The sequence below is a fragment of the Dongia sp. agr-C8 genome (genome assembly GCF_054658695.1).
The window spans coordinates 669,062-695,097 of record NZ_BAAGHZ010000001.1; the positions used below are offsets into that span (position 1 = coordinate 669,062).

21 protein-coding genes are annotated in these 26,036 nt (G+C 66.8%); 15 read left to right on the top strand and 6 right to left on the bottom strand.

All coding sequences use genetic code 11. The features are described from left to right. Positions 1-3: 3 nt before the first annotated feature. Positions 4-699 carry a FadR/GntR family transcriptional regulator gene (locus ACYQ4T_RS03015; protein ID WP_459850732.1) on the bottom strand — a complete coding sequence of 232 codons (696 nt, stop codon included), beginning with the start codon at positions 697-699 and terminating at the stop codon, positions 4-6. Between the two features lie 122 nt (positions 700-821). On the opposite strand from ACYQ4T_RS03015, the gene ACYQ4T_RS03020 reads away from it, so the two are divergent. The 12 genes from ACYQ4T_RS03020 to ACYQ4T_RS03075 all read left to right on the top strand — a co-directional run bounded on the left by ACYQ4T_RS03020 (position 822) and on the right by ACYQ4T_RS03075 (position 14,816). Then, positions 822-1,739 (top strand): fumarylacetoacetate hydrolase family protein, encoded by a 918-nt coding sequence (locus ACYQ4T_RS03020; protein WP_459850734.1) that lies wholly within the window; start codon positions 822-824, stop codon positions 1,737-1,739. Beyond that, entirely contained in the window at positions 1,736-2,512 is a 777-nt protein-coding gene (locus ACYQ4T_RS03025; RefSeq protein ID WP_459850736.1) for an alpha/beta fold hydrolase, read from the top strand. Before ACYQ4T_RS03020 ends, ACYQ4T_RS03025 begins: the two co-directional genes overlap by 4 nt. Before the next feature lie 53 nt (positions 2,513-2,565). Further along, complete coding sequence (locus tag ACYQ4T_RS03030; RefSeq protein WP_459850738.1) at positions 2,566-3,843, top strand: metal-dependent hydrolase family protein; 1,278 nt, start codon at positions 2,566-2,568, stop codon at positions 3,841-3,843. Positions 3,844-3,973: 130 nt separating this feature from the next. After that, positions 3,974-4,840, top strand: coding sequence for a branched-chain amino acid ABC transporter permease (locus tag ACYQ4T_RS03035; RefSeq protein WP_459850740.1), 867 nt, complete (start codon positions 3,974-3,976; stop codon positions 4,838-4,840). After that, positions 4,837-5,898, top strand: a complete 1,062-nt coding sequence (locus ACYQ4T_RS03040) for a branched-chain amino acid ABC transporter permease (RefSeq protein WP_459850741.1) — start codon at positions 4,837-4,839, stop codon at positions 5,896-5,898. The genes ACYQ4T_RS03035 and ACYQ4T_RS03040 overlap by 4 nt, the downstream gene beginning before the upstream one ends. 14 nt (positions 5,899-5,912) lie before the next feature. Continuing rightward, positions 5,913-7,166 carry an ABC transporter substrate-binding protein gene (locus ACYQ4T_RS03045; RefSeq protein ID WP_459850743.1) on the top strand — a complete coding sequence of 418 codons (1,254 nt, stop codon included), beginning with the start codon at positions 5,913-5,915 and terminating at the stop codon, positions 7,164-7,166. A 28-nt stretch (positions 7,167-7,194) separates the two neighbouring features. Beyond that, complete coding sequence (locus ACYQ4T_RS03050; protein WP_459850745.1) at positions 7,195-7,974, top strand: ABC transporter ATP-binding protein; 780 nt, start codon at positions 7,195-7,197, stop codon at positions 7,972-7,974. 10 nt (positions 7,975-7,984) lie between these two features. After that, positions 7,985-10,186, top strand: coding sequence for a Tm-1-like ATP-binding domain-containing protein (locus tag ACYQ4T_RS03055; protein WP_459850747.1), 2,202 nt, complete (start codon positions 7,985-7,987; stop codon positions 10,184-10,186). Positions 10,187-10,190: 4 nt separating this feature from the next. After that, entirely contained in the window at positions 10,191-11,024 is an 834-nt protein-coding gene (locus tag ACYQ4T_RS03060; protein WP_459850749.1) for a phosphoenolpyruvate hydrolase family protein, read from the top strand. A 35-nt stretch (positions 11,025-11,059) separates the two neighbouring features. Further along, entirely contained in the window at positions 11,060-12,745 is a 1,686-nt protein-coding gene (locus ACYQ4T_RS03065; protein ID WP_459850751.1) for a flotillin family protein, read from the top strand. Positions 12,746-12,748: 3 nt separating this feature from the next. Next, on the top strand, positions 12,749-13,189 hold the full coding sequence (locus tag ACYQ4T_RS03070) for an SRPBCC family protein (RefSeq protein ID WP_459850753.1): 441 nt from the start codon (positions 12,749-12,751) through the stop codon (positions 13,187-13,189). A gap of 148 nt (positions 13,190-13,337) precedes the next feature. Further along, complete coding sequence (locus ACYQ4T_RS03075; protein ID WP_459850755.1) at positions 13,338-14,816, top strand: SRPBCC family protein; 1,479 nt, start codon at positions 13,338-13,340, stop codon at positions 14,814-14,816. Here the strand turns inward: ACYQ4T_RS03075 and ACYQ4T_RS03080 are convergent. Further along, entirely contained in the window at positions 14,813-15,427 is a 615-nt protein-coding gene (locus ACYQ4T_RS03080; protein WP_459850756.1) for a TetR/AcrR family transcriptional regulator, read from the bottom strand. The two genes, ACYQ4T_RS03075 and ACYQ4T_RS03080, sit on opposite strands and share 4 nt — an antisense overlap. A gap of 183 nt (positions 15,428-15,610) precedes the next feature. On the opposite strand from ACYQ4T_RS03080, the gene ACYQ4T_RS03085 reads away from it, so the two are divergent. The 3 genes from ACYQ4T_RS03085 (at position 15,611) to ACYQ4T_RS03095 (ending at position 21,130) form a co-directional block, all read left to right on the top strand. Beyond that, positions 15,611-16,768 carry an efflux RND transporter periplasmic adaptor subunit gene (locus ACYQ4T_RS03085; RefSeq protein ID WP_459850757.1) on the top strand — a complete coding sequence of 386 codons (1,158 nt, stop codon included), beginning with the start codon at positions 15,611-15,613 and terminating at the stop codon, positions 16,766-16,768. Beyond that, the gene (locus ACYQ4T_RS03090; RefSeq protein ID WP_459850758.1) at positions 16,765-19,872 is read left to right on the top strand and encodes an efflux RND transporter permease subunit; all 3,108 of its coding nucleotides are present in this window, start codon (positions 16,765-16,767) and stop codon (positions 19,870-19,872) included. Before ACYQ4T_RS03085 ends, ACYQ4T_RS03090 begins: the two co-directional genes overlap by 4 nt. 106 nt (positions 19,873-19,978) lie before the next feature. Beyond that, positions 19,979-21,130 (top strand): alcohol dehydrogenase family protein, encoded by a 1,152-nt coding sequence (locus ACYQ4T_RS03095; RefSeq protein WP_459850759.1) that lies wholly within the window; start codon positions 19,979-19,981, stop codon positions 21,128-21,130. A gap of 14 nt (positions 21,131-21,144) precedes the next feature. On the opposite strand, the gene ACYQ4T_RS03100 is transcribed toward ACYQ4T_RS03095, so the two are convergent. From ACYQ4T_RS03100 to mmsA, 4 genes are read right to left on the bottom strand one after another with little or no spacing between them, the layout of a single operon-like run. Continuing rightward, on the bottom strand, positions 21,145-22,062 hold the full coding sequence (locus ACYQ4T_RS03100) for a 2-dehydro-3-deoxygalactonokinase (protein WP_459850760.1): 918 nt from the start codon (positions 22,060-22,062) through the stop codon (positions 21,145-21,147). A 4-nt stretch (positions 22,063-22,066) separates the two neighbouring features. Further along, positions 22,067-23,062, bottom strand: coding sequence for an AraD1 family protein (gene araD1 / locus ACYQ4T_RS03105; protein WP_459850762.1), 996 nt, complete (start codon positions 23,060-23,062; stop codon positions 22,067-22,069). A gap of 22 nt (positions 23,063-23,084) precedes the next feature. After that, positions 23,085-24,323 (bottom strand): multiple monosaccharide ABC transporter permease, encoded by a 1,239-nt coding sequence (gene mmsB, locus ACYQ4T_RS03110; RefSeq protein ID WP_459850764.1) that lies wholly within the window; start codon positions 24,321-24,323, stop codon positions 23,085-23,087. A gap of 2 nt (positions 24,324-24,325) precedes the next feature. Beyond that, the gene (mmsA, locus tag ACYQ4T_RS03115) at positions 24,326-25,855 is read right to left on the bottom strand and encodes a multiple monosaccharide ABC transporter ATP-binding protein (RefSeq protein WP_459850766.1); all 1,530 of its coding nucleotides are present in this window, start codon (positions 25,853-25,855) and stop codon (positions 24,326-24,328) included. Positions 25,856-26,036 lie beyond the last annotated feature (181 nt).

Genomic DNA, 26,036 nt, shown 5'->3' on the forward strand with positions numbered 1-26,036 from the left:
TCCTCAGGCGTCGATCGCCAGCAGGCTGTCGCGCACCCGGACCAGGTGCTGGTGGATGAGCCGCCGCGCCTTCTCGGCGTCGCGCTGCTTCAGGGCATCGACCAGGGCGCTGTGCTCGCGGTCGTATTGCGAGCGCAGGCCGTCGGTCAGGCTCTTCTGCTTCAGCCGGTGCCAATGCGGCTGGTGGCGGGCGGTGTTGATCGCCTCGCAATAGTCGATCAGCAGCTGGTTCTTGGTGGCGCGGAACACCGCGAGATGCAGCGCTGCGTCCCAATGCTCGAACTCGGCGATGCCCTTGGCGGCGATCGAGCGGCGCAGGATCTCCTCGATCTCGGCGAGGTCCTCGCTGTTGGCCCGGTGCGCGGCCAGGGCCGCCGCCTGGGGCTCGATGATGAGGCGAACCTCCATCACCTCGGCCGGGCTGGCATCCTTCATGTGCCGGCCGAGGCCGGGCACGCCGCCGCCGCTCTTCGCCCGGACATAAGTGCCGCGGCCGACCACCCGGATCAGGTCGCCGCCCATCTGGTTGAGCGCGCTCCGCACCGTATTCCGCGCCAGGCCATAGAGCGCGGCGAGCTCCCGCTCGGGCGGGAGCCGGTGTCCCTCGGGCCATTCGCCGCTTTCGATACGGCGGTGGATGTCCGAAACGACGTCCTCGGCATTCTGGAAGCGGGTGTTGGTGGTCTGGGGCAGGGCCATTGAGGCATTTCCATTATCGATGATTCGGCGCCCCCCGCCGTTGACTCGGCGCGGGAAGGCTGACACCATACCCTATACCAAACGGGTCAATGGTTCAACATTGGCTCAATCGGGAGGGGTTCATGCGGATTGCCACGTTTCGTGCGGGCAGCCGAAGGCGCGTCGGCCTGCTGAGCGCCGACGGCAAGACCATACGTCCGTTCGATCTCGGCGCCGAAGTGGAGGAGCGCGGCGCGCTGCCGGTCATCGAGCGCGGCTTGCGGGCGGATTCCCCCAGCCTCGGCGCCTCGATCCCGACCGCCGGCCTGGTCTTCGACGCGCCGATCCCCCGCCCGCGCCGGAACATCTTCTGCGTCGGCAAGAATTACTACGAACACGCCCATGAATTCGCCAAGAGCGGCTTCGATTCCAGCGCTGCCAGCGGGGCGGTCCCGGAATCGCCGATCGTCTTCACCAAGGTGCCGGAATGCGTGATCGCACCGGGGGCGGCGATCGAGATCGACCCGGCGGCCAGCAGCGCGATCGACTATGAGGCCGAGCTCGCCGTCGTGATCGGCAAGGGCGGCCGGGGCATCAAGAAGGCCGACGCGCTGAAGCATGTCTGGGGCTGCACCATCGTCAACGACGTGACCGCCCGCGACCTGCAGGCCAAATACAAGCAGTGGGACATCGGCAAGTCCCAGGACACCTTCTGCCCGATGGGGCCGGTCCTGGTCTCCGCCGATGAGCTGGACATCGCCAACATCGACCTCAAATGCTGGGTCAACGGCGAGCTCCGGCAGAGCGCCAATACCAGCCTGCTGATCTTCGACGTGCCGACCCTGATCGAGACCATCTCGGCGGGGATCACGCTCTATCCCGGCGACATCATCGCCACCGGCACGCCGGTCGGCGTCGGCATCGGCTTCAACCCGCCGAAATACCTGAAAGCCGGCGACACGGTGAAGATCGAGCTCTCCGGCATCGGCGTGCTGGAGAATCCGGTGCGCCAGCGCGGCAGCGCGGTCGAACCGAAAGCGAGAGCGGAGGCGCGCGCGTGAGCAGCCTCGCGGTCGAGCGCATGCAAGTCGAGGTCGAGGGCAGCGGCGATCCGGTCATCATGCTGCATGGGCTGGGCGGCACCTCGAACACCTTCTGCCCGCAAGTTCTCGGACTGGGTGGGCGCTATCGCACCATCCGCCCGGACCTGCCGGGCAGCGGCCGGAGCCCGCTTTCCGGCAGTCTCTCGATCCAGAGCATGGTCGATGCGGTGGCCAAGGCGGCGCGGGCGGTCGGCGCCGAGCGGGCGCATTTCGTCGGCCATTCCATGGGCACCATCGTCTGCCAGCACGTCGCCGAGCAGCATCCGGAGCTGGTGCGCAGCCTCGCTCTGTTCGGCCCGATCCACCAGCCGCCGGAGCCGGCGCGCAAGGGCCTGGGCGACCGCGCGGCCAAGGCGCGCAGCGAAGGCATGCCCGGCATCGCCGACCAGATCGTGCAGGCGACCTTGTCCGGCGACACCAAGAGCAACGCGCCGGTCGCGGTCGCTTTGGTGCGCGAGTTCATCATGCGCCAGGACGCCGAGGGCTACGCGAAGAACTGCGAGGCGCTCGCCGCGGCGCAGCCGGCCAATCTCGACCGCATCAAATGTCCGGTGCGGCTGGTCACCGGCGACGAGGATCCGGTGGCGCCCGCGTCCAACGCGCGCGCCATGGCGGAGCGCCTGGCAGATGCGCGGGTCACCATTCTCAACCGCTGCGGCCATTGGAGCACGATCGAGCGGCCGCAGGAATGCAATCAGGTCTTGAGGGAGCTGTTCGGCGGGCGCGCCTAGACGCAAGGCACATCCGGAGCACCAAGAATTCCGGAGAGCGGGAGGACGAAGACATGGCCAACGTGCTTTACACCAACGTGCGGATCTTCGACGGGTCCGGCGAGCATCCCTATCTCGGCGAGGTCCTGATCCAAGGCAACCGGATCCGGCGGGTCGCGCGCGGCACGCGCAGCATCCCGATGAACGGCAACATCGTGATTGACGGCGCCGGCGCCACCCTGATGCCGGGCTTGTGCGACGCGCACACGCATCTCTCCTGGAACAACGCGCCGAGCCTCGAGGCGCTGATCAATCTGCCGCCGGAAGAGCACACCTTGTTCGCCGCCGACGTGGCGAAGATCTATCTCGACCATGGCTTCACCATGTGCGTCGGCGCCGCGGCGGCGAAGCCGCGGCTCGACGTGGTGATCCGCAACGCCATCAACAAGGGCCAGATCCCCGGCCCGCGCTATCTTGCCAACTGCCCGGAGATCACCACGATCGGCGGGCTCGGCCACGCGCATCCGCCGCACGTCCCGCACGAGGCGCTGAACTTCGGCCTGGTGGTAAACGGGCCGGAGGAAGTGCGCCGCACCGTCCGCACCATGATCGGCTACGGCGTCGATCTCATCAAGCTCAACCTCTCCGGTGAGGAGCTGACCAATGTCGGCGCCGAGGAATCGCCGATGTCCGAGGAGGAATGCGTGATGGCGGTGCGGGAGGCGAAGCGCCGCGGCCGCCGGCTCTGCGCCCATGCCCGCTCGGCGGAATCGGTCAAGATGTGCATCCGCCACGGCATCGAGATCATCTACCACGCGAGCTTCGCCGACGAGGAGGCGCTTGACCTGCTCGAGGCCAACAAGGACAAGCATTTCGTGGCGCCTGGCCTGGCTTGGCTGATCCGGATCTCCCACCACGCGGGCGAATGGGGCATCACGCCGGAAAAGGCGCGCTCCATGGGCTATCACCGTGAGCTGGAGATCGCGATCGAGACCGCGAAGAAGATGAAGCGCCGCGGCATCCGGGTGCTGCCCGGCGGCGATTACGGCTTCGCCTGGACTCCGCACGGCACCTATGCCCGGGACTTCGAGTATTTCGTCGAGCTCCTGGGTTTCACGCCGATGGAGGTGCTGGTCGCGGCGACCAAGCTCGGCGGCCAGATCATGGGCGCGCCCGGCGAGCTCGGCCAAGTGAAGGAGGGCTATCTCGCCGACATCATCCTGGTCGACGGCGATCCGCTCTCCAACATCAAGATCCTGCAGGACAAGAAACGCATCCTCTCGGTCATGAAGGACGGCGAATTCTTCCGCGCCCCGGAAGCCAACCGCCCCGGCCTGCGCGTCGCGGTGTAGGGGCGATGCTTCTGGCCGCCAACAAAAGAGCCGTCATGCCCGGGCTTGACCCGGGCATCTCGTGCCGGTCGGCGCAAGATCGCCGGGTCAAGCCCGGCGATGACGGCTTCCCTGTGGCGGTCAAGCGTCCATGAAGCTCTTCATCCTCACCGTGATGAACGGCATGACCCTGGCCGCGCTCTACTTTCTGGTGGCGAGCGGGTTCACGCTGGTCTTCGGCCTGATGCGCAACGTCAACCTGGCGCATGGCTCGCTCTATCTCCTGGGCGCCTATGTCGGCTTCGACATCGCCGACTGGACCGGGTCCTGGTTCCTTGGCGTCGCCGGCGGCTTCCTCGGCATGGCGGTGGTCGGCGCGATCCTGCAGGTCGCGATCTTCCGCAGGATGCAGGGCCAGGACCTGCGGCAGACGCTGGTCACCATCGGCCTCTCGATCGTGATGGCCGACCTCATGCTCGCGGTCTGGGGCGGGCAGACCTATCAGTTCGATCCGCCGTCCTGGCTCTCCGGGCCGGTGCAGCTGATGAGCGGGCCGGTGGTGAAGTATCCACTCTACCGCCTGGTGCTGTTCGCCAGCGCCATCGTGATCGGCGTCGGGCTCTGGCTGCTGCTGAACAAGACCCGGATCGGCATGATGATCCGCGCCGGCGTCGATGACCGCGGCATGCTCGCCGCGTCGGGCGTCAACGTTCAGCGGATCTTCACCATCACCTTTGCGCTCGGCGCCGGGCTCGCCGGTTTCGCCGGCGTGGTCGGCGGCACCGCGCTCTCGATCGCGCCCGGCGAGGACACGCGCTATCTGCTGGCCTCGCTGGTCGTGGTCATCGTCGGCGGCATGGGCAGCGTCACCGGTGCGGCGATCGGCGCGATCCTGATCGGCCTCGCCGAGCAGCTGGGCCTGGTCTACTCGCCGACTTACGGCGTGGTCTACACCTTCCTGATCATGGTCGTGGTCTTGGCCTTCCGGCCCCAGGGCATCATGGGGAAGGCCGCATGAGCTGGACGGCGACAGGAGCGGCGACGAAGCCGGCGACACCGGCCTGGATGAAGGTGATCCGGCCGCAGCATGTGCTGGTGGCCCTGTTCCTGGTCGCCTATCCGCTGGTCGCCTCGCCGTTCTGGACGGTGCAAATCGGCGCGCAGTCGCTGTTCCTCGGCGTGATCGCGCTCTCCCTCATGTTCCTTGCCGGCTATGGCGGCATGGTCTCGCTGTCGCAGATGACGGTCGCCGGCGTTGCCGGCTACATGGTCGCGGTGTTCGGCACCAACAGCACGCATCCGCTGTTCGACTGGCCGCTCTGGGCCGCGGTGCCGATCGCCCTCTTGATCGCCACCGCCTTCGCGATCCTGATCGGCATCATCTCGGTGCGCACCGCCGGCATCTACACGATCATGATCACGCTGGCGATCGGCGTCGCGGTCTTCTATTTCGCGCAGCAGAATTACGCGATCTTCAACGGCCATAGCGGCTTTGCCGGCCTGCCCGCGCCGGTCGGGCTCGGCCTCGACTGGCGCGAGCCGATGCCCTTCTACTACATGAGCCTCGGCGTCGCCGCCGCGAGCTATCTCGCCGTCCTCTATCTCGCGCGCTCGACCTTCGGCCTCACTTTGCAGGCGATCCGCGACAATGCCCGGCGCATGAACGCGCTCGGCTTCAACGTCAACGCCCACCGTGTGGTGGCCCACGGCGTGGCGGGGCTGATCGCGGCAGTCGGCGGGCTGCTCTATGTCTGGATGAACGGCCGGGTCTCGCCGGGCACCATCGACATCGGGCCGGTGATCGACATCCTGGTGATCGCGGTGATCGGCGGCCTCAGGCATCCGGTCGGGCCGTTCATCGGCGCGGTGCTGTTCGTGCTGATGAAGAATTTCGCGATCGACCTGATCAGCCCCGAGCGCTTCAACACGCTGATCGGGCTCATCTTCCTGGGGATCGTTCTGGTTTCACCCGACGGACTGCTCGGCCTCTGGCGCCTGGCAGCCGATCGCTTGAAGGCTGCCGGTTCCACTCGGCAGTGGGGCAGCAATTCGTGGCGTAACAACAACAGCAAATAATCTGGGAGGGACTGATGACTGGATTAACTCGGAGAAGCGTGCTCGCGGCCTCGGTCGCGCTGACCGTGGGCTTCAGCGTCTCGGCGGCGATGGCCGAGGACACGATCAAGGTCGGCGCGCTCGCGACCCTGCAAGGCGCTTTCACCGTGCTCGGTGAGGACGGCATGCGCGGCGTGAAGCTCGCGCTTCAGCAGCACAACAACATGGCGGGCGGCAAGAAGATCGAGCTGGTCACCGGCTCGTCGGATGCCTCGCCGGACAGCGCGGTCAACGCCGCGCGCAAGCTGGTCGAGCAGGACAAGGTGCAGATCCTGGTCGGCCCGCTCTCCGGTGACGAAGGTCTCGCGGTCAAGAACTACGCCAAGACCCAGCCGCAGGTTACCTTCATCAACGGCACCTCGGCCGCGCAGGATACGACGCTCCGCGATCCGGCGCCGAACTTCTTCCGCTTCACCACCGATGGCGCGCAATGGCAGGCGGGCCTCGGCGAATACGCCTTCGGCACCAAGGGCTACAAGAAGGTCGTCACCATCGCGGAGGACTATTCCTTCCCCTACACCCAGGTCTTCGGCTTCATGAGCGGCTTCTGCAAGTCGGGCGGCCATGTGGTCGACAAGTTCTGGGTGCCGATCGGCAACAAGGACTTCTCCTCGATCGTCGCCTCGATCCCGGACGACATCGACGCCATCTACGTGGCGCTGGGCGGCGCCGATGCGGTCAACTTCCTGAACCAGTATGAGCAGGCCGGCGGCGACAAGCCGATGATCGGCGGCTCGATCACCGTGGACCAGACCGTGCTCGGCTCCAAGGGCAAGCAGCAGGAATACGTGGTCGGCACGCCTTCGGCCGGCCCGATCGCCGACGACTGGGACAATGCCGAATGGAAGAAGTTCGTCGCCGACTACAAGGCGGCCTTCCCGGACGGCTTCCCGTCGCCCTCGCTGTTCGCACATGGCTATTACATCTCTACCCTGGCCATGCTCGACGCGCTCGACCAGGTGAAGGGCGATCTCGGCGGCGACCAAAAGGCCTTCCGCGACGCGCTGCAGAACCTGAAGCTCGCGACGCCGACCGGTCCGGTGACCCTGGACAAGAACCGCAACGCCGTCGCCAGCATCTTCCTCACCGAGGTGGCGAAGGCCGATGACGGCCATCTCTACAACAAGGTCATCAAGGTCGTGGACAACGTGAACCAGACCCTCGGCATTCCCGAGGAGGAGTTCATGAAGCTCGGCCCGGTCAGCCGCGACAACCCGAGCTGCCCGTGATCGAGGCCTTGTGACGGAGCGCCAAGGCGTGGCCGAAGCGCTCAGACTGAACCGTGCCGGTGCGGCCCATGCCCTCGTCCTCGAGGGCGTGAGCCGCACCTTCGGCGCATTGGTGGCGCTCGATAAGGTCGATCTGACCGTCGGCGCCGGCGAGCGCCGCGGCATTCTCGGCGCCAACGGCGCCGGGAAGACGACACTGTTCAACGCGATCACCGGCGACTTTCCTTCGACTGCCGGCCGCATCCGCTTCTTCGGCGAGGACGTGACGACGCTCCCACCCTATGAGCGGATCCGCCGCGGCATGCGCCGGACCTACCAGAACTCAATGCTATTCCGGGGCCTCTCGGTCCTCGACAATCTCTATCTCGCCTGCCGCGGCGTCACCGCCGGGCGTTTCAGCTTCATCCGCCCGCGCCAGGACGACGCGGCGCTGGAAAGCGCCCGCGACCTCGCGCATGCGGTGCATCTCGACGGCGTCGCCGACACCCTGGTCTCCGATCTTTCGCACGGCCAGCAGCGGCAGCTGGAGATCGGCATGGCGCTTAGCGGCGCGCCGCGCCTCATTCTGTTCGACGAGCCGGCCGCCGGCCTCTCGCCCGCGGAGCGGCGTGACCTGGTGCAGATCCTCTCTGCCCTGCCGCGGCATATCAGCTACGTGATCATCGAGCATGATCTCGACGTCGCCTTGCGCGTGGTCGACCGCGTCACGGTCATGCATAACGGCGGGGTCTTCAAACACGGCACGCCGGCGGAGATCCAGGACGATCCCGACGTGCAACGCATCTATCTGGGTGGCAAGCATGGCTGAGGCGGCGAGAATGCCGGCCGGCCAGCCGGTGCTCGAGGTCGAGGGGCTGCAGGTCTATTACGGCCATGCCCATGCCTTGCAGGGCGTCTCCTTCAGCCTGAAAAGTGGCGTGCTGGCGATCGTCGGCCGCAACGGCATGGGCAAGACCACGCTCTGCAACGCGCTGATGGGGCTCATTCCGGCAAGCGGCGGCAGCGCGCGCTCGCATGGCATCGACCTGCTCGGCCTGGCGCCCAACGAGGTGGTGGGTCTCGGCATCGGCTATGTGCCGCAGGGCCGGCGGGTCTGGGCCTCGCTCACGGTTGACGAGCACCTGCGGCTTTCCGCGCGCGGCAACACCGCCAAGTCGGCCTGGACGGTGGACCGGATCTACAAGACCTTCCCGCGCCTGGCCGAGCGCAAGAAGAACGGCGGCGCGCAGCTTTCCGGCGGCGAGCAGCAGATGCTGGCGATCAGCCGCGCGCTGCTCGCCAACCCGAAGCTCCTCATCATGGACGAGCCGACCGAGGGGCTGGCGCCGGTCATCGTCGACCAGGTCTCGGAGATGCTGCGCAGGCTCGCCGACGAGGGCGAGATCTCGGTGCTGCTGATCGAGCAGAACCTGGGCGTCGCCACTTCGGTCGCCAGCCGCGTCGCGGTCATGGTCAACGGCCGTCTGGTCCGCGAAATGCCGGCCCAGGAGCTGGCCCAGGACCAGGAGCTACAGCAGCGCCTGCTCGGCGTCCGCACCCATGGCGAGGAACACGCGCCGCCACCGGCGGAGGAGATCGTCGACGAGCAACCGCAGACGGTGATCTACCAGGTGCGCCGCCACGCCGAGGATGACGGCGGCGCGGCGTCCCTGCCGCCGGCCGTTGCGCCAGTCGGCTACACGACGGCGCGCGCGCCGACCCGCTGGTCGCAAGGGAATCCCTTGCAGGCTGCCACGACGGAACCGGAAGAAATCGTCGCCGAGACGCGCGACAGCCCGCCCACAGAGATGCAGGTGCCGGTCGCGCAGCTGGTCGGCCGCTCCTGCTATGTCGCCGGCACCTTCGACACCAAGGGTCGCGAATTGGGCTTCCTGGCGAACTGCCTACAGAAGCTGGGCCTGCGCACGGTGACGGTCGATCTCTCGACCAGCCAGATGCCCTCGGCCGCCGATGTCGGGCCGCAGGAAGTGGCGCGCTTCCACCCCAAGGGCAGCGGCGCCGTCTTCAGCAACGATCGCGGCCACGCCGTCTCCGCCATGGCCGAGGCCTTCGAGCGGTTCATCCTGTCTCGCCGCGACGTCGGCGGCATCGTCTCCGCCGGCGGATCCGGCGGCACCGCGCTGGCGACGCCGGCGATGCGGCGGCTGCCGATCGGCCTGCCCAAGGTCATGGTCTCGACGGTGGCCTCCGGAGACGTGCGGCGCTATGTCGGTCCGTCGGACATCTGCATGATGTATTCGGTGACCGACGTCTCCGGCATCAACCGGATCTCCGAGCAGGTGCTCGCCAACGCCGCGCATGCCTTGGCCGGCATGGTGGCGCATGCACGGCGTGGCGCCAGCACGGCGAAGCCCGCCATCGGCCTCACCATGTTCGGGGTGACGACGCCCTGCGTGCAGGCGGTGCAGAAGGCGCTGGAAGAGCGCTTCGACTGCCTGGTGTTCCACGCCACCGGCACCGGCGGCCAGTCGATGGAGAAGCTGGCGGATTCCGGCCTGCTGGCCGGCGTCATCGACGTGACGACCACGGAAGTCTGCGACCATCTGTTCGGCGGCGTGTTCAGTGCCGGTGAGGCGCGGTTCGACGCCATCATCCGCTCGCGGATTCCTTATGTCGCCTCGGCCGGCGCGCTGGACATGGTGAACTTCGGCCCGATCGAGACGGTGCCGGCGGAGTACAAGAGCCGCAATCTCTACATCCACAATCCGCAGGTCACCTTGATGCGAACCACCGTCGCCGAGAACGAGCGCATGGGCCGCTGGATCGGCGAGAAGCTCAATCGCATGGACGGGCCGATCCGCTTTCTCATTCCGGAGCGCGGCGTCTCGCTGCTGGACGTGCCGGGCAAGCCGTTCCACGACCCGGCCGCCGACAATGCCTTCTTCAAGGCGCTTGAAGCCACGGTGCGCCAGAACGACCGGCGCCGGATCATCCGCCTGCCTTACGACCTCAACGATCCCGCCTTCGCGGCGGCGCTCGTGAAGACCTTCCTGGATCTCATCGATCGAAACGGACGCTGAACCCATGCCCAGAATCGCACGCAAGGACATACTCGAAAAATTCCGCGGCATGATGGCCCGCAACGAGCCGATCGTCGGCGGCGGCGCCGGCACCGGCCTCTCCGCCAAATGCGAGGAGGCCGGCGGGATCGACCTCATCGTCATCTACAATTCCGGCCGCTACCGCATGGCCGGGCGCGGCTCGTTGGCCGGCATCCTCGCCTATGGCAACGCCAACGAGATCGTGGTCGAGATGGCCCGCGAGGTGCTCCCCGTTGTGAAGAAGACCCCGGTGCTGGCCGGCGTCAACGGCACAGACCCCTTCCTGCTGACCGATCATTTCTTGAAGCAACTGGGCGCGCTCGGCTTCTCCGGCGTGCAGAACTTCCCGACCGTGGGCCTGATCGACGGCACCTTCCGCGCCAACCTGGAAGAAACCGGCATGGGCTACGGGCTCGAGGTCGAGATGATCCGTAAGGCCCGCGCCCTCGACCTGCTGACCACGCCCTATGTCTTCTCATTGTCGGAGACCGAGGCAATGACCGAGGCGGGGGCGGACATCATCGTCTGCCACATGGGCCTCACCACCGGCGGCTCGATCGGCGCGGAAACCGCGCTGACGCTGGATGATTGCGCCCAGCGCATCAACGAATGGTCCAAGGCGGCGCTCAAGATCCGCAAGGACGCGATCATCATCTGCCATGGCGGGCCGATCTCCATGCCGGAGGATGCGGCCTATATCCTGAAGCATTGCCCCGACTGCCACGGCTTCTACGGCGCCTCCAGCATGGAGCGGCTGCCGACCGAAATCGCACTCACCGAACAGACGCGCAAGTTCAAGGCGCTGGCGCGCAAATAGAGAGAACCGGCCGGAGACGGCCGAGGGAGGAAAGCATGTCTGGCTCGACCATAGGAACGATCATCTTCGTGATCATCGTCACCGCGATCCTGATCGCGGTCGGCGTCTGGCTGATGAACTGGCTCTACCGGCGCTCGTCGAAGGAGATTTCCTTCGTGCGCACCGGCTTCGGCGGCCAGCGCGTGTTGCTGAATGGCGGCGCCTTCGTGCTGCCGATCGTCCACGACGTGATCCCGGTCAACATGAACACGCTGCGGCTGGAAGTGCGGCGGGGCCGGGAGCAGGCGCTGATCACCAAGAACCGCATGCGGATCGACGTGGTGGCCGAGTTCTACGTGCGGGTCCAGCCGACGCCGGACGCCATCGCCAACGCGGCGCAGACCTTGGGCCAGCGCACCATGCAGCCGGAGGCGCTCCGCGAGCTGCTCGAGGGCAAGTTCGTCGATGCGCTCCGCTCGGTCGCAGCCGAGATGACCATGGACGAGATGCATGAGAGGCGCGGCGAATACGTGAAGCGCGTCCGCGCCGCGGTCGCCGAGGACCTGCTGAAGAACGGCCTGGAGCTGGAGACCGTCTCCTTGACCGGCCTCGACCAGACCAACATGGAGTTCTTCAACCCGTCGAACGCCTTCGACGCCGAGGGCCTGACGCGCCTCACCGAGGAGATCGAGCGGCGGAAGAAGATCCGCAACGACATCGAGCAGGACACGATGATCCAGATCCGCAACAAGAATCTGGAAGCGGAGAAGCAGTCGCTCGCGATCGACCAGGACAGCGAGCAGGCGCGGCTGAGCCACGAGCGCGAGCTGGAGATCCAGCGCGCGATCCAGCGCGCCGATCTCGCGCGCGAACGGGCGCAGCGCGAGCAGGAAGCCGAGCAGGCGCAGATCGCGGCCCGGCTCGAGGTCGAGAAGTCGCGCATCACGGTCGACCGCGAGCTCGACGAGGAGCGGATCAAGCGCGAGCAGGAGATTCAGCGTCTGGAAGTCGAGCGTCGCAAGGCCTTGGAACTGGCCGAGCAGGATCGCGCGGTCGCCATCGCCCAGGCGTCCAAGGCGCAGTCCGAGGCCCAGGCCGCCGCCGAGACCGCCCGCGCCAAGGCGGTCTCCGCCGAGGAGAAGGTGTTCTCCGCCCGCGAGACCGAGGTCGCCGAGCGCCGCAAGGCGATCGAGCTGATCGCCGCCGCGCAGGACGCCGAGCGGCAGGCGATCCGCATCCGTGTCGAGGCGGAATCCGAGAAGGCCGCGGCCGGCGATCGCAGCGCCGCGCGGAGGATCGAGGCCGAGGGCGAGGCCGAGGCCGAGAAGATCCGGGCGCTGGCCGCAAGGCTCCGCTACGAGATCGAGGCGGAAGGCAACCGCTTGATGAACGAGGCGGCGAACGTGCTGACGCCGGAATCGCGCGGCTCGGCGATGCGGATGAAGCTCTTGGAGAAGCTGGAGGGCATCATCCGCGAATCCGTGAAGCCGATGGAGAAGATCGACGGCATCAAGATCCTGCAGGTCGATGGGCTGGGCGGTGGTGGCGGCGGCGGTCAGGGCGGCATGCGCGAGGGCTCGGGGAACTTCTCCGACAACCTGGTGAACAGCGCGCTGCGCTATCGCGCCCAGGCGCCGCTGGTGGATTCTCTCCTGAAGGAGATCGGCCTCTCCGGCGGCGACATCGGCCGGCTGACCAATGTCCTTGAACCCGCGGGCAGCGACGACGAACCGAAGCGCTAGGCCATGGTCAAGGTCTATACGTCCAGCGTGATCGACGCGCCGGCCGACCGGGTCTGGGCGACGGTGCGCGACTTCAACGCGCTGCCGCAATGGCATCCGGCGATCCGCGACAGCCGCATCGAAGGCAATCACCCGAGCGACAAGATCGGCTGCATCCGCAACTTCAACCTGAAGGACGGCGGCAATATCCGCGAGCGCTTGCTGGCGCTCTCGGATTACGACTTCACCTGCACCTATGCGATCCTGGAATCGCCGATGGGGGTCAGGGATTACATCGCCACCTTGAAGCTCTCGCCGATCACCGACGGCAACCGCACCTTCGCCGAATGGAGCGCCGAGTTCGACTGCGAACCGGCGCGCGCGAATGAGCTGGCGACGCTGGTCGGCCAGGGCGTGTTCCAGGGCGGCTTCGACGCGTTGAAGCGCTCGTTGGCACGAAGGTAGTCGTGCAGCGCGTGTGTGGCTCCCCCTCCCAGCCTCCCCCGAAGTCGGGGGAGGGGTTGCTTGGCACGGCGCCTTTCTTCTCCCTCCCCCGTCTTCGGGGGAGGGCTGGGGAGGGGGTGCCGCGTGAAGATTCCATCCGGACGCGCGCGTGATCACCGTCCGCCGCAGCACCATCATCGATGCGCCGGTCGATGCGGTCTGGGCGATCCTGCGCGATTTCAACGGCCATGAGCGCTGGCATCCCGCCATCGCCGAGAGCCGGATCGAGGAGGGCCGCGCGGCCGACGAGGCCGGTTGCGTGCGGCGCTTCCGGCTGACCGACGGCGGCGAGCTCCGCGAACAGCTGCTCAACCTCTCCGACCGGGACCGGCGGTTCAGCTACTGCATCCTCGAGGCGCCGATCCCGCTGATCGACTATGTCGCCAACGTGAGTCTCAAGCCGGTGACCGACGGCAACCGCACCTATTGGGAATGGTCGTCGAGCTTCACCGCACCCGAGGACCGCGCCGCCGAGCTCGCGGCCCTGGTGGGCGAGGGCATCTACGAAGCTGGTTTCGCCGCGGTCCGCGCCATGTTCGGCCAGGAGGCGCCGACCGGCGTCACCGCTTTGCGAACCCGCGCCGTCAGGCCGATGGGCGATCATCGTCCGCTCGACGGCGGCGCCGTGGTCATCGAGCGCTATGGCGGACCCGAAGTGCTGCGCTGGGAGCGCACGACGGCGCTGCCGCCAGGACCGGGCGAGGTGCGGATCCGGCATACGGCGATCGGCCTCAACTACATCGATGTCTACACCCGCACCGGTTATTACCCGCTGGTCGAGCCGCCCGGCATCCCCGGCATGGAAGCGGCCGGCCTGGTGCTCGACATCGGCCCCGGCGTGCATGGGCTGATGCCGGGCGACCGCGTCGCCTATGCCTGTCCGCCGCCCGGTGCCTATTGCGAAATGCGGACCATGAAGGCGGACCTGGTGGTGCCGCTGCCGGACGAGATCTCCGACCGCGTGGCCGCCGCGGTGATGCTGAAGGGCATGAGCGCGGAGTTCCTGCTGCACCGGGTCGCACCGGTGAAGGAAGGCGACACCATTCTGGTGCATGCGGCCGCGGGCGGCGTCGGCCAGCTGCTCTGCCAATGGGCGCGGCATCTCGGCGCCACGGTGATCGGCGCGGTCGGCTCGCTGGACAAGGCGAAGATCGCGCGCGCTGCCGGCTGCGCCTATCCGATCGTCTATACCGAGACCGACTTCGTCGAGCGCGTGCTGGAGATCACCGAAGGGCGCGGCTGCAACATCGTCTATGACGCGGTCGGCGCCGACACCTTCCTGAAATCCTACGAAGCGCTGGCGATGCGCGGGCATCTGGTGAGCTACGGCCAGGCTTCCGGCCCGATCCCGCAAGTCGACATCGCCGCCTTCGTCGGCAAGTCGGCGACGGTCTCGCGGCCGAACTTCGGCCATTACACCGGTACGCCCGCCGAAGTGCGGTCGATCTGCGACCGCCTGTTCCGCGCGCTCTCCTCCCATGTATTGCAGGTGGAGATCGGCCAGGAATTTCCGCTGCGCGAGGCCGCGGCGGCGCACCAGGCGCTGGAAAGCCGGCGCACCACCGGCTCGACGATTCTGATTCCCTAGGCGGCGTGGGCGGCGGTGGCCTGGGCGCGCGCCAGCAGCGCGTGCATCACCAGGTCGATCATCGCCGCGGCGAAGCGGTCGCGCGGCACCCGGTCCATACCGATCAGGCCGCCGCGCACGATGCCGATCAGCATCGAGGGCACGGTCTCGAGATCGACCGGGCGGAACTCGCCGCTGGCGATGCCTTGTTCCAGGATGTTGCGCGCGGCTTCGACGAAGGGCCGGCGGCGGCGGCGGAACTCGTTGCGCCAGCGCCGCATCACCGCCGACTGGTCGTCGGTCAGCATGCGCAAGGCCGCGACCTGGCCGCCCAGCGCATTCAACAGCGCCTGGAGCAGCCGTTCGAGCGACCGGCCGGGCTGGTCGCGGTCCTTCAGGATCGCGGCGACCTCGGCATCGAGCCGGTCGAGTCCCGATTTGAAGACTTCCAGGAACAGCTCTTCCTTCGACGGAAAGTAGCGGTAGAGGGTCGGCTTTCCGACCTCGGCCCGCGCCGCGACGTCGCGCATTTGCACGGAATCATAGGGGTTTGCCCCGAACAACTCGGTGGCGGCAGCGAGGATCTTCTGGCGGCGTTCGTTGCGCCAGTCGCGGCGTGGGAGCACAGTCATGACTTGTCACCGCGCGGTCGTTGAAAAGTAAACCTTCGAGTTCTATTTTAAGAAGGCGGACCGCCGGGTTCAAGCCGGAGTGGCGTATTAAGCTGATGAAAATGCCGGGAAGTGTGAAATTCGGAGGTCCGAACGAACGCCGGCGGGGAAATGACAGATCCGATGCGGGCTCGGCTCGTTCTCTTGATTTTGCTCATCGTCGCCTTGGGCGGCGGGGTATTCCTTTATTCGCACCAGCGCGGCACTGCAGCCCAGGCACCCGGTAAGCCTGCCGCCACCGCCGTCCCGGTCTCGGTGGTTGCCGTCGAGCAGAAGGCGGCGCCGGTCGAGATCCGCACCGTCGGCCGGGTGCAGACCCTGGCCAGCGTCGCGGTCCGGTCGCGCATCGACGGGGTGATCGCCAAGGTTTCCGTCACCGACGGCCAGGAAGTGAAGGCCGGCGACGAGCTGTTCCGGATCGACGACCGCGAGGCCCAGGCGGCGCTCAAACTCGCCCAGGCCAATCTCGGCAAGGACCAGGCCTCGCTCGCCAATGCCAAGCGGCAGGTCGATCGCCTCACCCCGCTCGCGGCGAAGAATTTCACCACCAAGCAGGACTACGACGCCGCGACTACTTTGGTCGCGACCCTGCAGGCCACCATCGCCGCCGACCAGGCCGCGATCGATGCCGCCAAGGTGACGCTCTCCTACACCGTGATCACCGCGCCGATCTCCGGCCGGATCGGTACCGTGGTGCAGAAGCTCGGCAATTCGGTGCGCGCGGCGGATTCGACCGCGTTGGTCACCATCAACCAGCTGCAGCCGATCCTGGTCGCCTTCTCGATCCCGCAGGAGAGCATGGGTGAGCTGCAGCGCGCGTTGACCGCCGGCAAGGTGCCGGTCTCGGTCACCATCCCCGACAGCAGCGCGCCCGCGCAGCTGGGCGAGGTCTCCTATGTCGAGAACGCGATCGATCCCGCCACCAACACGCTGTCGGTGAAGGCCCAGTTCCCCAACGCCGACGAGTTCCTCTGGCCGAGCCAGTTCGTCAACGTGGTGATGACCATCCGCGTCGATCCGGACGCGATCGTCGTGCCGGTGGTGGCCGTGCAGATGAATCAGGAAGGCGCTTATGTCTGGGTGGTCAAGGCGGACAGCACGGTCGAGTTGCGGCCGATCACTGTCAGCCGGCAGATCGGCCGGGAGATGGTGGTGACGGGCGATTTGAAGCCCGGCGAGAAGATCGTGATCGAAGGCCAGCTCCGGCTCGAGAACGGCGCCAAGGTCGAGGTCTCCGCCGCGGCCGAGCCCGACCCGCAGGAGAAGACCCTGCCTGAAGGCGCGGTGAAGGTGGGCCAATGATGAGCCTGCCGGAGCTCTGCATCCGCCGGCCGGTGATGACATGCCTGCTCATGATTACCGTGGTGATGCTGGGCATCGCCGGCTACCGCCAGCTCCCCGTGGCCGCGCTGCCGCGGGTCGACTACCCGACCATCTCGGTCACCGCCACGCTGCCCGGCGCCAACCCGGAGACCATGGCCTCCGCGGTGGCGACGCCGCTGGAGAAGCAGTTCTCCACCATCTCCGGCATCGATTCCATGAGCTCGACCAACACCCAAGGGTCGACCCGGATCACGCTGCAGTTCGATCTCGACCGCGACATCGACGGTGCGGCGCTGGATGTGCAGTCGGCGCTGAGCGTCGCCGCCCGGCGTCTGCCGACTGAGATGACCGACCCGCCGAGCTTCCGCAAGGTCAACCCCGCCGACCAGCCGATCCTGCTGCTGGCACTGACCTCCAAGACGCTCCCGCTGTCCGCGGTCGACGAATATGCGGAATCCTACATCGCCCAGCGCCTGTCGCTGCTGGAAGGCGTCGCCCAGGTGCTGGTGTTCGGCGCGCAGAAATTCGCGATTCGCATCAAGGTCGACCCCAACCAGCTTTCCTCCATGGGGGTCGGCGTCGACGAGGTCGAGAACGCGATCGCCGCCGCCAATTCCAATGCCCCGGTCGGCGCATTGAGCGGCGCGGAGAAGACCGCGACCCTGCAGGCCCCGGGCCAGCTCTCCGACGCCGCGCAGTATCGCGATCTGATCGTCGCCTATCGCAACGGCAACCCGGTGCGTCTGGGCGACATCGCCACCGTGGTCAACGGCGTCGAGAACGACAAGACCGCCAGCTGGTTCAACGGCCAACGTTCGATCGTGCTGGCGATCCAACGCCAGCCCGACGCCAATACCGTCGCGGTCATCGATTCCGTCAAGAAGCTGTTGCCGCAGATCCAGAACGAGATCCCGCCCTCGGTCCATGTCGACATCCTGGTGGACCGCTCGATCTCGATCAACGCCTCGGTCGCCGACGTGCAGTTCACCCTCGGTCTCACCATCGCCCTGGTGGTGATGGTGATCTTCCTGTTCCTGCGCAACCTGACCGCCACGATCATCCCGGCCCTGGCACTGCCGGTCTCGCTGGTCGGTACCTTCGGCGGCATGTATTTGCTCGGCTATTCGATCGACAATCTCTCGCTGATGGCGCTGACGCTCTCCGTCGGTTTTGTCGTCGACGACGCCATAGTCATGCTGGAGAACATCGTTCGGCACGTCGAGAAGGGCGAGCGGCCCTGGATGGCGGCGCTGCGGGGATCCCGCGAGATCGCCTTCACCATTCTCTCGATCACCATCTCGCTGGTCGCGGTGTTCATTCCGGTCCTGTTCATGGGCGGCGTGGTGGGCCGGCTGTTCCGCGAGTTCGCGGTTACCATCAGCCTCACCATCCTCATTTCCGGCCTGGTCTCGCTGACCCTGACGCCGATGCTCTGCAGCCGCCTGCTCCGCACCCACCGCGAAGGCGAGCGGCACGGCTTGGTCTATCGCGGGCTCGAGGCGAGCTTCGATGCCATGCTCAATGCCTATGCGGCGACGCTCGGCTGGTCGCTGCGCCACCGCTTCATCATCCTGCTGATCACCTTCGCCTCGGTCGGGGCCAGCGCCTGGCTGATCGTCGCCACCCCCAAGGGCTTCTTCCCGGAAGAGGATACCGGCCTGATTTCGGTCTCGGTCCAGGGTCCGCAGGACATGTCCTTCGCCGCCATGGTGCCCGCGCAGCAGCAGGTGGCCGAGATCGTGCGCGCGGATCCGGCGGTCGATTATGTAAGCTCGACGGTCGGCACCTCGGGCTTCGGCGCCGGCGGCGAGAACAACGGCTCGATGTGGATTACCCTGAAGCCGCTCGGCGAGCGCGACGCCTCGGCGCGCCAGGTGATCCAGCGGCTGCGCGGCAAGCTCGCCGAACTGCCGAGCGTCAGCGTGTTCATGACGCCGATCCAGAACATCAATGTCGGCGGCCGCTCCTCGCGCAGCCAGTACCAGTACACCTTGCAGGCGGTCGAGTTCGACCAGCTCAAAAAGGTCGCCCAGGACATGGAAGAACACCTGGCGCGGCTGCCGATCCTGCAGGGCGTGAACTCCGACCTCGAGGTCGACAATCCCCAGTATCTGGTCGATATCGACCGCGACCGCGCGGCGGCGCTGAACGTCACCGCCGACGCGATCCGCACCACGCTCTACGGTGCCTTCGGCTCCAGCCAGGTCTCGACCATCTACAAGCCGACCAACTCCTATGAAGTCATCATGGAGGCGGTCCAGCCGCGGACGGTGAGCGAGCAGGCCTTGCGCGAGATCTATGTCCGCAGCACCGACGGCGCGCTGGTGCCGCTGGATTCGGTGGCGAAGATCACCCGCCAGGCTGGCCCTTTGAGCGTGCAGCACCAGGGCCAGCTGCCGGCGGTGACCATCTCCTTCGACCTCGCGCCCGGAACCTCGCTGGGGCAAGCGACCGAAGCGATCCGGGTGGTCGAGCGCGAGATGAAATTGCCGGCCGGCATCTCCGGCAGCTTCCAGGGCACGGCGCAGGTGTTCCAGGATTCGATGAACGGCATGACCCTTTTGGTCCTCGCCGCGATCTTCGTCATCTACGTGATCCTCGGAATCCTCTACGAGAGCTTCATCCACCCGATCACCATCCTGTCCGGCCTGCCGGCGGCGGCCTTAGGCGCGCTGCTGACCCTGCTGGTCTTCGGCAAGGACCTCAACGTGATTGCCATCATCGGCATCGTCATGCTGATCGGCATCGTGAAGAAGAACGCGATCATGATGATCGACGTGGCGCTGGAGAAACGGCGCGAGGGCGCCGATCCGGAGGCCGCGATCCACGAAGCCTGCCTGCTCCGGTTCCGGCCGATCATGATGACCACCATGGCGGCGATCATGGGCACCCTGCCGATCGCCCTCGGCCACGGCGCCGGCGCCGAATTGCGCCAGCCGCTGGGCCTCGCGGTGGTCGGCGGCCTGATCGTCTCGCAGCTGCTGACGCTCTACATCACGCCGGTGATCTACATCTACTTCGAGCGGCTGGTCGGCCTGTTCAGCCGCGGGTCCTCTGTGACCCAGCCGGCGCCGGGCGAGTAGCTCGGCGCCCTGGAACAAGGCGTCGAGCCCCACCGGATCGGCCCGAATGCCGTTGCTTTCTGCTAGCATGCCGCCGGGGGCAATGCAGCGGGAAGGGGCGGGGCTGATGATTCCGGCGACAATGACGGCGGTGCAGCTCACTGGTCACGGCGGACTGGAAAAGCTCGTGCTTCGCACGGATGTGCCCGTGCCGCAGCCGGGTCCCGGCCAGGTTCTGGTCAACGTCACCGCGGCCGGGATGAACAACACGGACATCAATACCCGGACCGGCTGGTACAACCAGGCGGTCGATGCCGGGACGACGCGCGAAGGCGGCCAGAGCGGCTTCGGCGTGACCGAGAAGGGCATGGGCGACTGGGAAGGCGGCTTGACCTTCCCGCGCATCCAGGGCGCGGACGCGGTCGGCCGAATCGTGGCGGTCGGCGACGGCGTGCCGACCCGCCGGATCGGAGAACGGGTCGTCTGCGACCCCTATATCCGCGATCCCGACGACGCGGAGGGCTTCGACAGCGCAGGTTTCCTCGGCCTGGAGCATGACGGCGCCTTCGCGCAGTTCACCGTCGTGCCGTCAGCCAATGCGGTCGCCGTTCCCGCCGATCTCGATCTGACGGACGCGGCGCTTGCGACCTTGCCCTGCGCCGGCGGCACCGCGATGAACATGCTGGCGTTGGCCGGCGCCAAGGCCGGCGACCTTGCCCTGGTGACCGGATCTTCCGGCGGCGTCGGGACGTTCCTGGTCCAGATCTTGAACGCCCTTGGCGCCGAGGTCGCCGCCGTGGCGGGAAAAGCGAAGCTGTCGGCGGTTCGCGCGCTCGGTGCCCGCCATGCCATCGATCGCGATACCGGCGACTTGGTCGCGGCGGTGCTGGAGGCGACCGGGGGACGGAAGCTCAGTCTGGTCGCGGACGTCGTGGGCGGACCGCAATTCGCCAGCCTGCTCAAGCTTCTCCGGCGCGGCGGCCGATACGTCACCGCGGGCGCCATCGGCGGGCCCAAGGTCGAGCTCGATCTGCGCACGCTCTATCTGAAGAATCTCTCCTTCTTCGGATCGGCGGTCTACCTGCGGAGCAGCTTTCCGCGGCTGATCGAGATGGTGGTCGCCGGCAGGATCACGCCCTTCACCGCCAGAACCTGGCCGCTGGCGGAAATCCACGCCGCGCAGACGGCGTTTCTCGAGAAGAACCACGTCGGCAACCTGGTCCTGCTGCCTCCGGCGCCCGATGAACTGCGGCCAGCGGGTGATGCCGTCCGCGCCTGACGGGTGCCGTGCGATCACATCAGCTTGGCGTCGCGCGCGATCTCCAGCAATGCGGCCCTGAGCAGCGGATCGCCGTCCAGCGCCTCGGCCTGGAAGCCGAGCGCCTCCAGGCCCGCGAGATAGAGGGCGTTCATCCGCGCCGAACCGATCACCGCGACGGTGCCGCCGCCAAGCTTCGCGGTGGCGTCGCGGAGCTCGGCGCCGATCAGAAGGCCGGAGAGATAGGAGGCCAAAGCCTCGCCGGGCAGCTCGGCGAACAGGCCGAGGCTGCGCACGCTGAACAACCGGTTGAGCAGCCCGCCGGCGCTGGCGCCCGCGCTGACGGCCAGGCCGCGGCGGAAGGCGGCGTCGTCATGCGGCGCGTCCTTCTGCATCAGCTGGGCGAGCGTGCCGCTGTTGCAGAGCTGCGAGAACAGCTCGCCGGTCATGTAGGTGCTGAACGTCGCGAGGCCACCGTCGCGGATCTCGGCCCATTTGGAATGGGTGCCGGGCAGGACGCAGAGTCGCATTGCCTGGGCCTGCAGCCAGAGACCATAGAGCTGGCATTCCTCGCCGCGCATGACGTCCGGCCGCCCGTCCTCGCGGGCGGAGAGGCCGGGCGCGATGCGGATCGGGTGACCGTCGAGATCGGGCAGGGCAACCAGGTTCCGGGCGAGATCGGCGAACTTCGCGGGTGTGGCGACATAGGGCGCCTCGCGCCAGCCGAGCTTGCTGCCGACCATGCCGGCCATGACGACCGGCGCCTTCGGTGCGGCGGCCTGCAGCCAGTCGCCGATGAAGCCGCGGAACGAGGTCTCGAAGGCACGGTCTTTGACGCCGAGCAGCCCCTGGTCGTCCTTGCGCTGGTCGAGCACCTGCCCGTCGCGATCGACCGCCCAGGCCCGCCGGTTGGTGGTGCCCCAATCGGCCAGGATGGCGCTGATCTCAGCCATGATCTTAGAGGACGGCGACGCCACCATAGGCGAAGTCTTCCGGCGACTTGGCGGCGAGCGTGTTGCGCAGCGGGGCGCCGAATTCCTTCATCTCGATCTCGAACATGTCGCCGGGCTCGGTGCGGATGCCGTCGGCGAAGCTCAGGGTCGCGGCGCCGAAATAGTGGATGTGCACGTCGCCGGGATGCCGGAACTGCGTGTATTTGAAGTGGTGGTATTCGAGATTGGCGATGGTGTGCGACATGTTCTTCTCGCCGGAGAGGAACGGCTTGGTCCAGATCACCTTGCCGTTGCGGATCAGGCGGCTGTCGCCGTCCACATGCTCGGGCAGCGGGCCGACCCGCAGTTCCGGGCCGATCGAGCAGGCGCGCAGCTTGGAATGCGCCAGCCAGAGATAGTTCACCCGCTCGGTGATGTGGTCGGAGAACTCGTTGCCGAGGCAGAAGCCGAGCCGGAACGGCTTGCCGTCCGGGCCGATGACGTAGAGGCCGACCACTTCCGGCTCCTCGCCGCCGTCCTGGGCGAAGGAGGGCATCGGGAAGGCGCCGCCCGGACGCACCAGCGCGGTGCCGTCGCCTTTGTAGAACCATTCGGGCTGCACGCCGGCGCCGGCACTCTTCGGCTTGCCGCCCTCGAGGCCCATCTTGAACATCTTCAGGGAGTCGGTGAGGTTCTCGTCGCCGGCCCCGAGCTTCACATGCATCTTGTCGCGCGCCTCGGCGCTGCCGAGATGCGTCAATCCCGTGCCGGTGATCCAGCAATGGGTCGGGTCGGCATGATCGAGCGGCGGCAGCACCTTGCCACCGGCCAGCGCCGCCTCGTAGTCGAAGCTCTCGCCGGCGCCCCGGCCTTCGACTTCGGCGGTGAGATTGCGCTTCGCGGCGATGGCGCTCTGGGCGAGCTCGAGCATCGACTTCGCGCCGGGGACGATGGCGGGCTTGGCGCCATCGACCCGCGCCACGGCGCGGCTGGAACCGAGTTCGAGCTGGATGAGACGCATGGACGAGTTCCTTCCGCGGGGCTTAGGCTTTGCGTTTGTAATAGACGTCGAGGCAGACGGCGGCCAGCAGCACCAGGCCCTTGATCACCTGCTGCAGGTCGATGCCGATGCCGAGGATCGACATGCCGTTGTTCATGACGCCGACGATGAAGGCGCCGATCACCGCGCCGATGATCTTGCCGACGCCGCCGGTCGGCGAAGCGCCGCCGATGAAGCAGGCGGCGATCACGTCGAGCTCCATGCCCAGGCCGGCCTGCGGCGTGGCGCTGTTCAACCGCGCCGTGAACACCAGTCCGGCCAAGGCCGCCAAGACGCCCATGTTGAGGAAGGCGTAGAAGGTCAGCCGGTCGGTGCGGATGCCGGAGAGCCGCGCCGCCTTCTCGTTGCCGCCGAGCGCATAGATGCGTCGGCCGATCGTCGTGTTCGAGGCGACGAAGGCGTAGAGCGTGATCAGCGCGAACATGACCACCAGCACGTTTGGCAGGCCGCGCGCGGAGGCGAGCAGCCAGGTGAGCCACAGGAAGCCGATCGCGATCAGCACGTTGCGGCCGACGAAGATGATGAACGGCTCCTCGGCGAGGTCGTGCTTCTGCTGGTTCACCCGCTCGCGGATCTTGAAATAAATCAGCGCGGCGGTCACCAGAACGCCGACGATCATCGAGAACCAGCTGAACGTTGCCGGCAGGCCGAGGGAAACCGAGAATGCCTTGATGGCATCGTCGGTGTAGCTCGGGATGAAGCCGTTGGCCAGCAGCTGGAACCCGGTCGGGAAGGGGCCGTAGGAGGTGCCGCCGAGGACGTAGAGGGAAAGCCCCCGGAACACCAGCATGCCCGCCAGGGTCACGATGAAGGCCGGGATCTTCAGGTAGGCGACGAAGAAGCCCTGCGCCCCGCCGATCACCGCGCCGCACAGGATGCAGAGCAGGAAGACCAGCGAGAAATCCCACTTCTGCTGGACGATCAGCACGCCGGCCAGCGCGCCGACGAAGGCGACGATCGAGCCGACCGAGAGGTCGATATGGCCGGCCACGATGATCAGCAGCATCCCCAGCGCCATGATGACGATGTAGGAGTTCTGCAGCACCAGGTTGGTGATGTTGACCGGACGGAACAGGATGCCGCCGGTCGCGACCTGGAAGAACACCATGATGACGATCAGCGAGAGCAGCAGCGCGTAGTCGCGGATATTGTGCCGGATGTAGGTCGCCAGCGAGGTATGCGGCGCGCCCGCGGTGGCAATGGCGGTGGAGTCCTGGGCCATGCTCAATCCTCCCACGACTTCATGATGGTGTGCATGATTTTCTCCTGGGACGCTTCCTCGACCGGCATCTCGCCGACGATGCGACCGTCATTCATGACGTAAATGCGATCGGACATGCCGAGCAACTCGGGCATTTCCGAAGAAATCAGGATCACCGCCTTGCCGCTCTCGGCCAGCGCGTTGATGATGCCGTAGATCTCGTACTTGGCGCCGACATCGATGCCGCGCGTCGGCTCGTCCAGGATCAGTACCTCCGGCCCGGTGAACAGCCACTTCGAGAGCACGACCTTCTGCTGGTTGCCGCCGGAGAGGTTGACCGTCTGCTGGAACACGCTGGAGCAGCGGATGTTGAGATCCTTGCGGTATTTGTTGGCGACGATGATCTCCTGCTGCGCGTCCACCACGCTGTGCCTGGAGATGCCGTCGAGATTGGCCAGGGAGACGTTGCCCTTGATGTCGTCGATCAGCACCAGCCCGTAGCTCTTGCGGTCCTCGGTGACATAGGCGATGCCGGCATCCATCGCTTTGTTGATGGTGGAGACGTCGACCGGTTTGCCGTGGATCAGGGCCTGGCCGCTGATCTTCTGGCCGTAGGAGCGGCCGAACACCGACATCGCGAACTCGGTGCGCCCGGCGCCCATCAGCCCGGCGATCCCGATCACCTCGCCCTTGCGGACGTTGAGGTTGACGTTCTTGATCAGGTGCCGGTCGGCATGGACGGCGTGATGGACGTTCCAGTCGCGGACCTCGAAGATCACGTCGCCGGGATGCGCATGGCGCTCCGGATAGCGGTCGGTCAGCTCGCGGCCGACCATGCTCTTGATGATGCGGCCTTCGTCGATGTGCTCGGCGTGGCAGTCGAGATAGTCGACCGTGCTGCCGTCACGCAGCACCGTGACGTTGTCCGCGACCTTCAGGATCTCGTTCAGCTTGTGCGAGATCAGGATCGAGGAGATGCCCTGGGCGCGGAATTCCTTCAGCAGCGCCAGCAAGGCGTCGCTGTCGCTCTCGTTCAGGCTGGCGGTCGGCTCGTCGAGGATCAGCAGCTTCACGTCCTTCGACAGCGCCTTGGCGATTTCCACCAGCTGCTGCTTGCCGACGCCGATCGTGTCGATCTGGGTCTGCGGCGATTCCTGCAGCCCGACCTTCTTCAAGAGCTCCTTGGTGCGCCGGAACGCGGCGTTCCAGTCGATGATGCCGCCGGTCGCGATCTCGTTGCCGAGGAAGATGTTCTCGGCGATCGAGAGCAGCGGAACCAGGGCCAGCTCCTGGTGGATGATGATGATGCCGACATGCTCGCTGTCGGCGATGCCGCGGAAGCGGCGCTCCTCGCCGGCGAAGTGGATCTCGCCGTCGTAGGAGCCGTGCGGATAGACGCCGGAGAGGACCTTCATCAAGGTGGACTTGCCGGCGCCGTTCTCGCCGACGATGCCGTGGATTTCGCCCGCCTTCACGGAGAGATTGACGTTGCTGAGCGCCTTCACGCCCGGAAACGTCTTGGTGATCCCCCGCATCTCAAGAATGGCATTCATCAGTCGCTTGCGACCTCCGATCGCGAACCGTCAAGACAGCCCAAAAACTCGCTGATTTCCTGGGTGTGACCCAGCGGGCCAACTCTGCCCCAACCCGGCGCCCTTTGCCAAGCAAAACGCGGCGAAAGCGGCGGATTTCGGGGCTTCCGAAACGAAGTCGGGCCCCGCTTGGCTGCGGGGC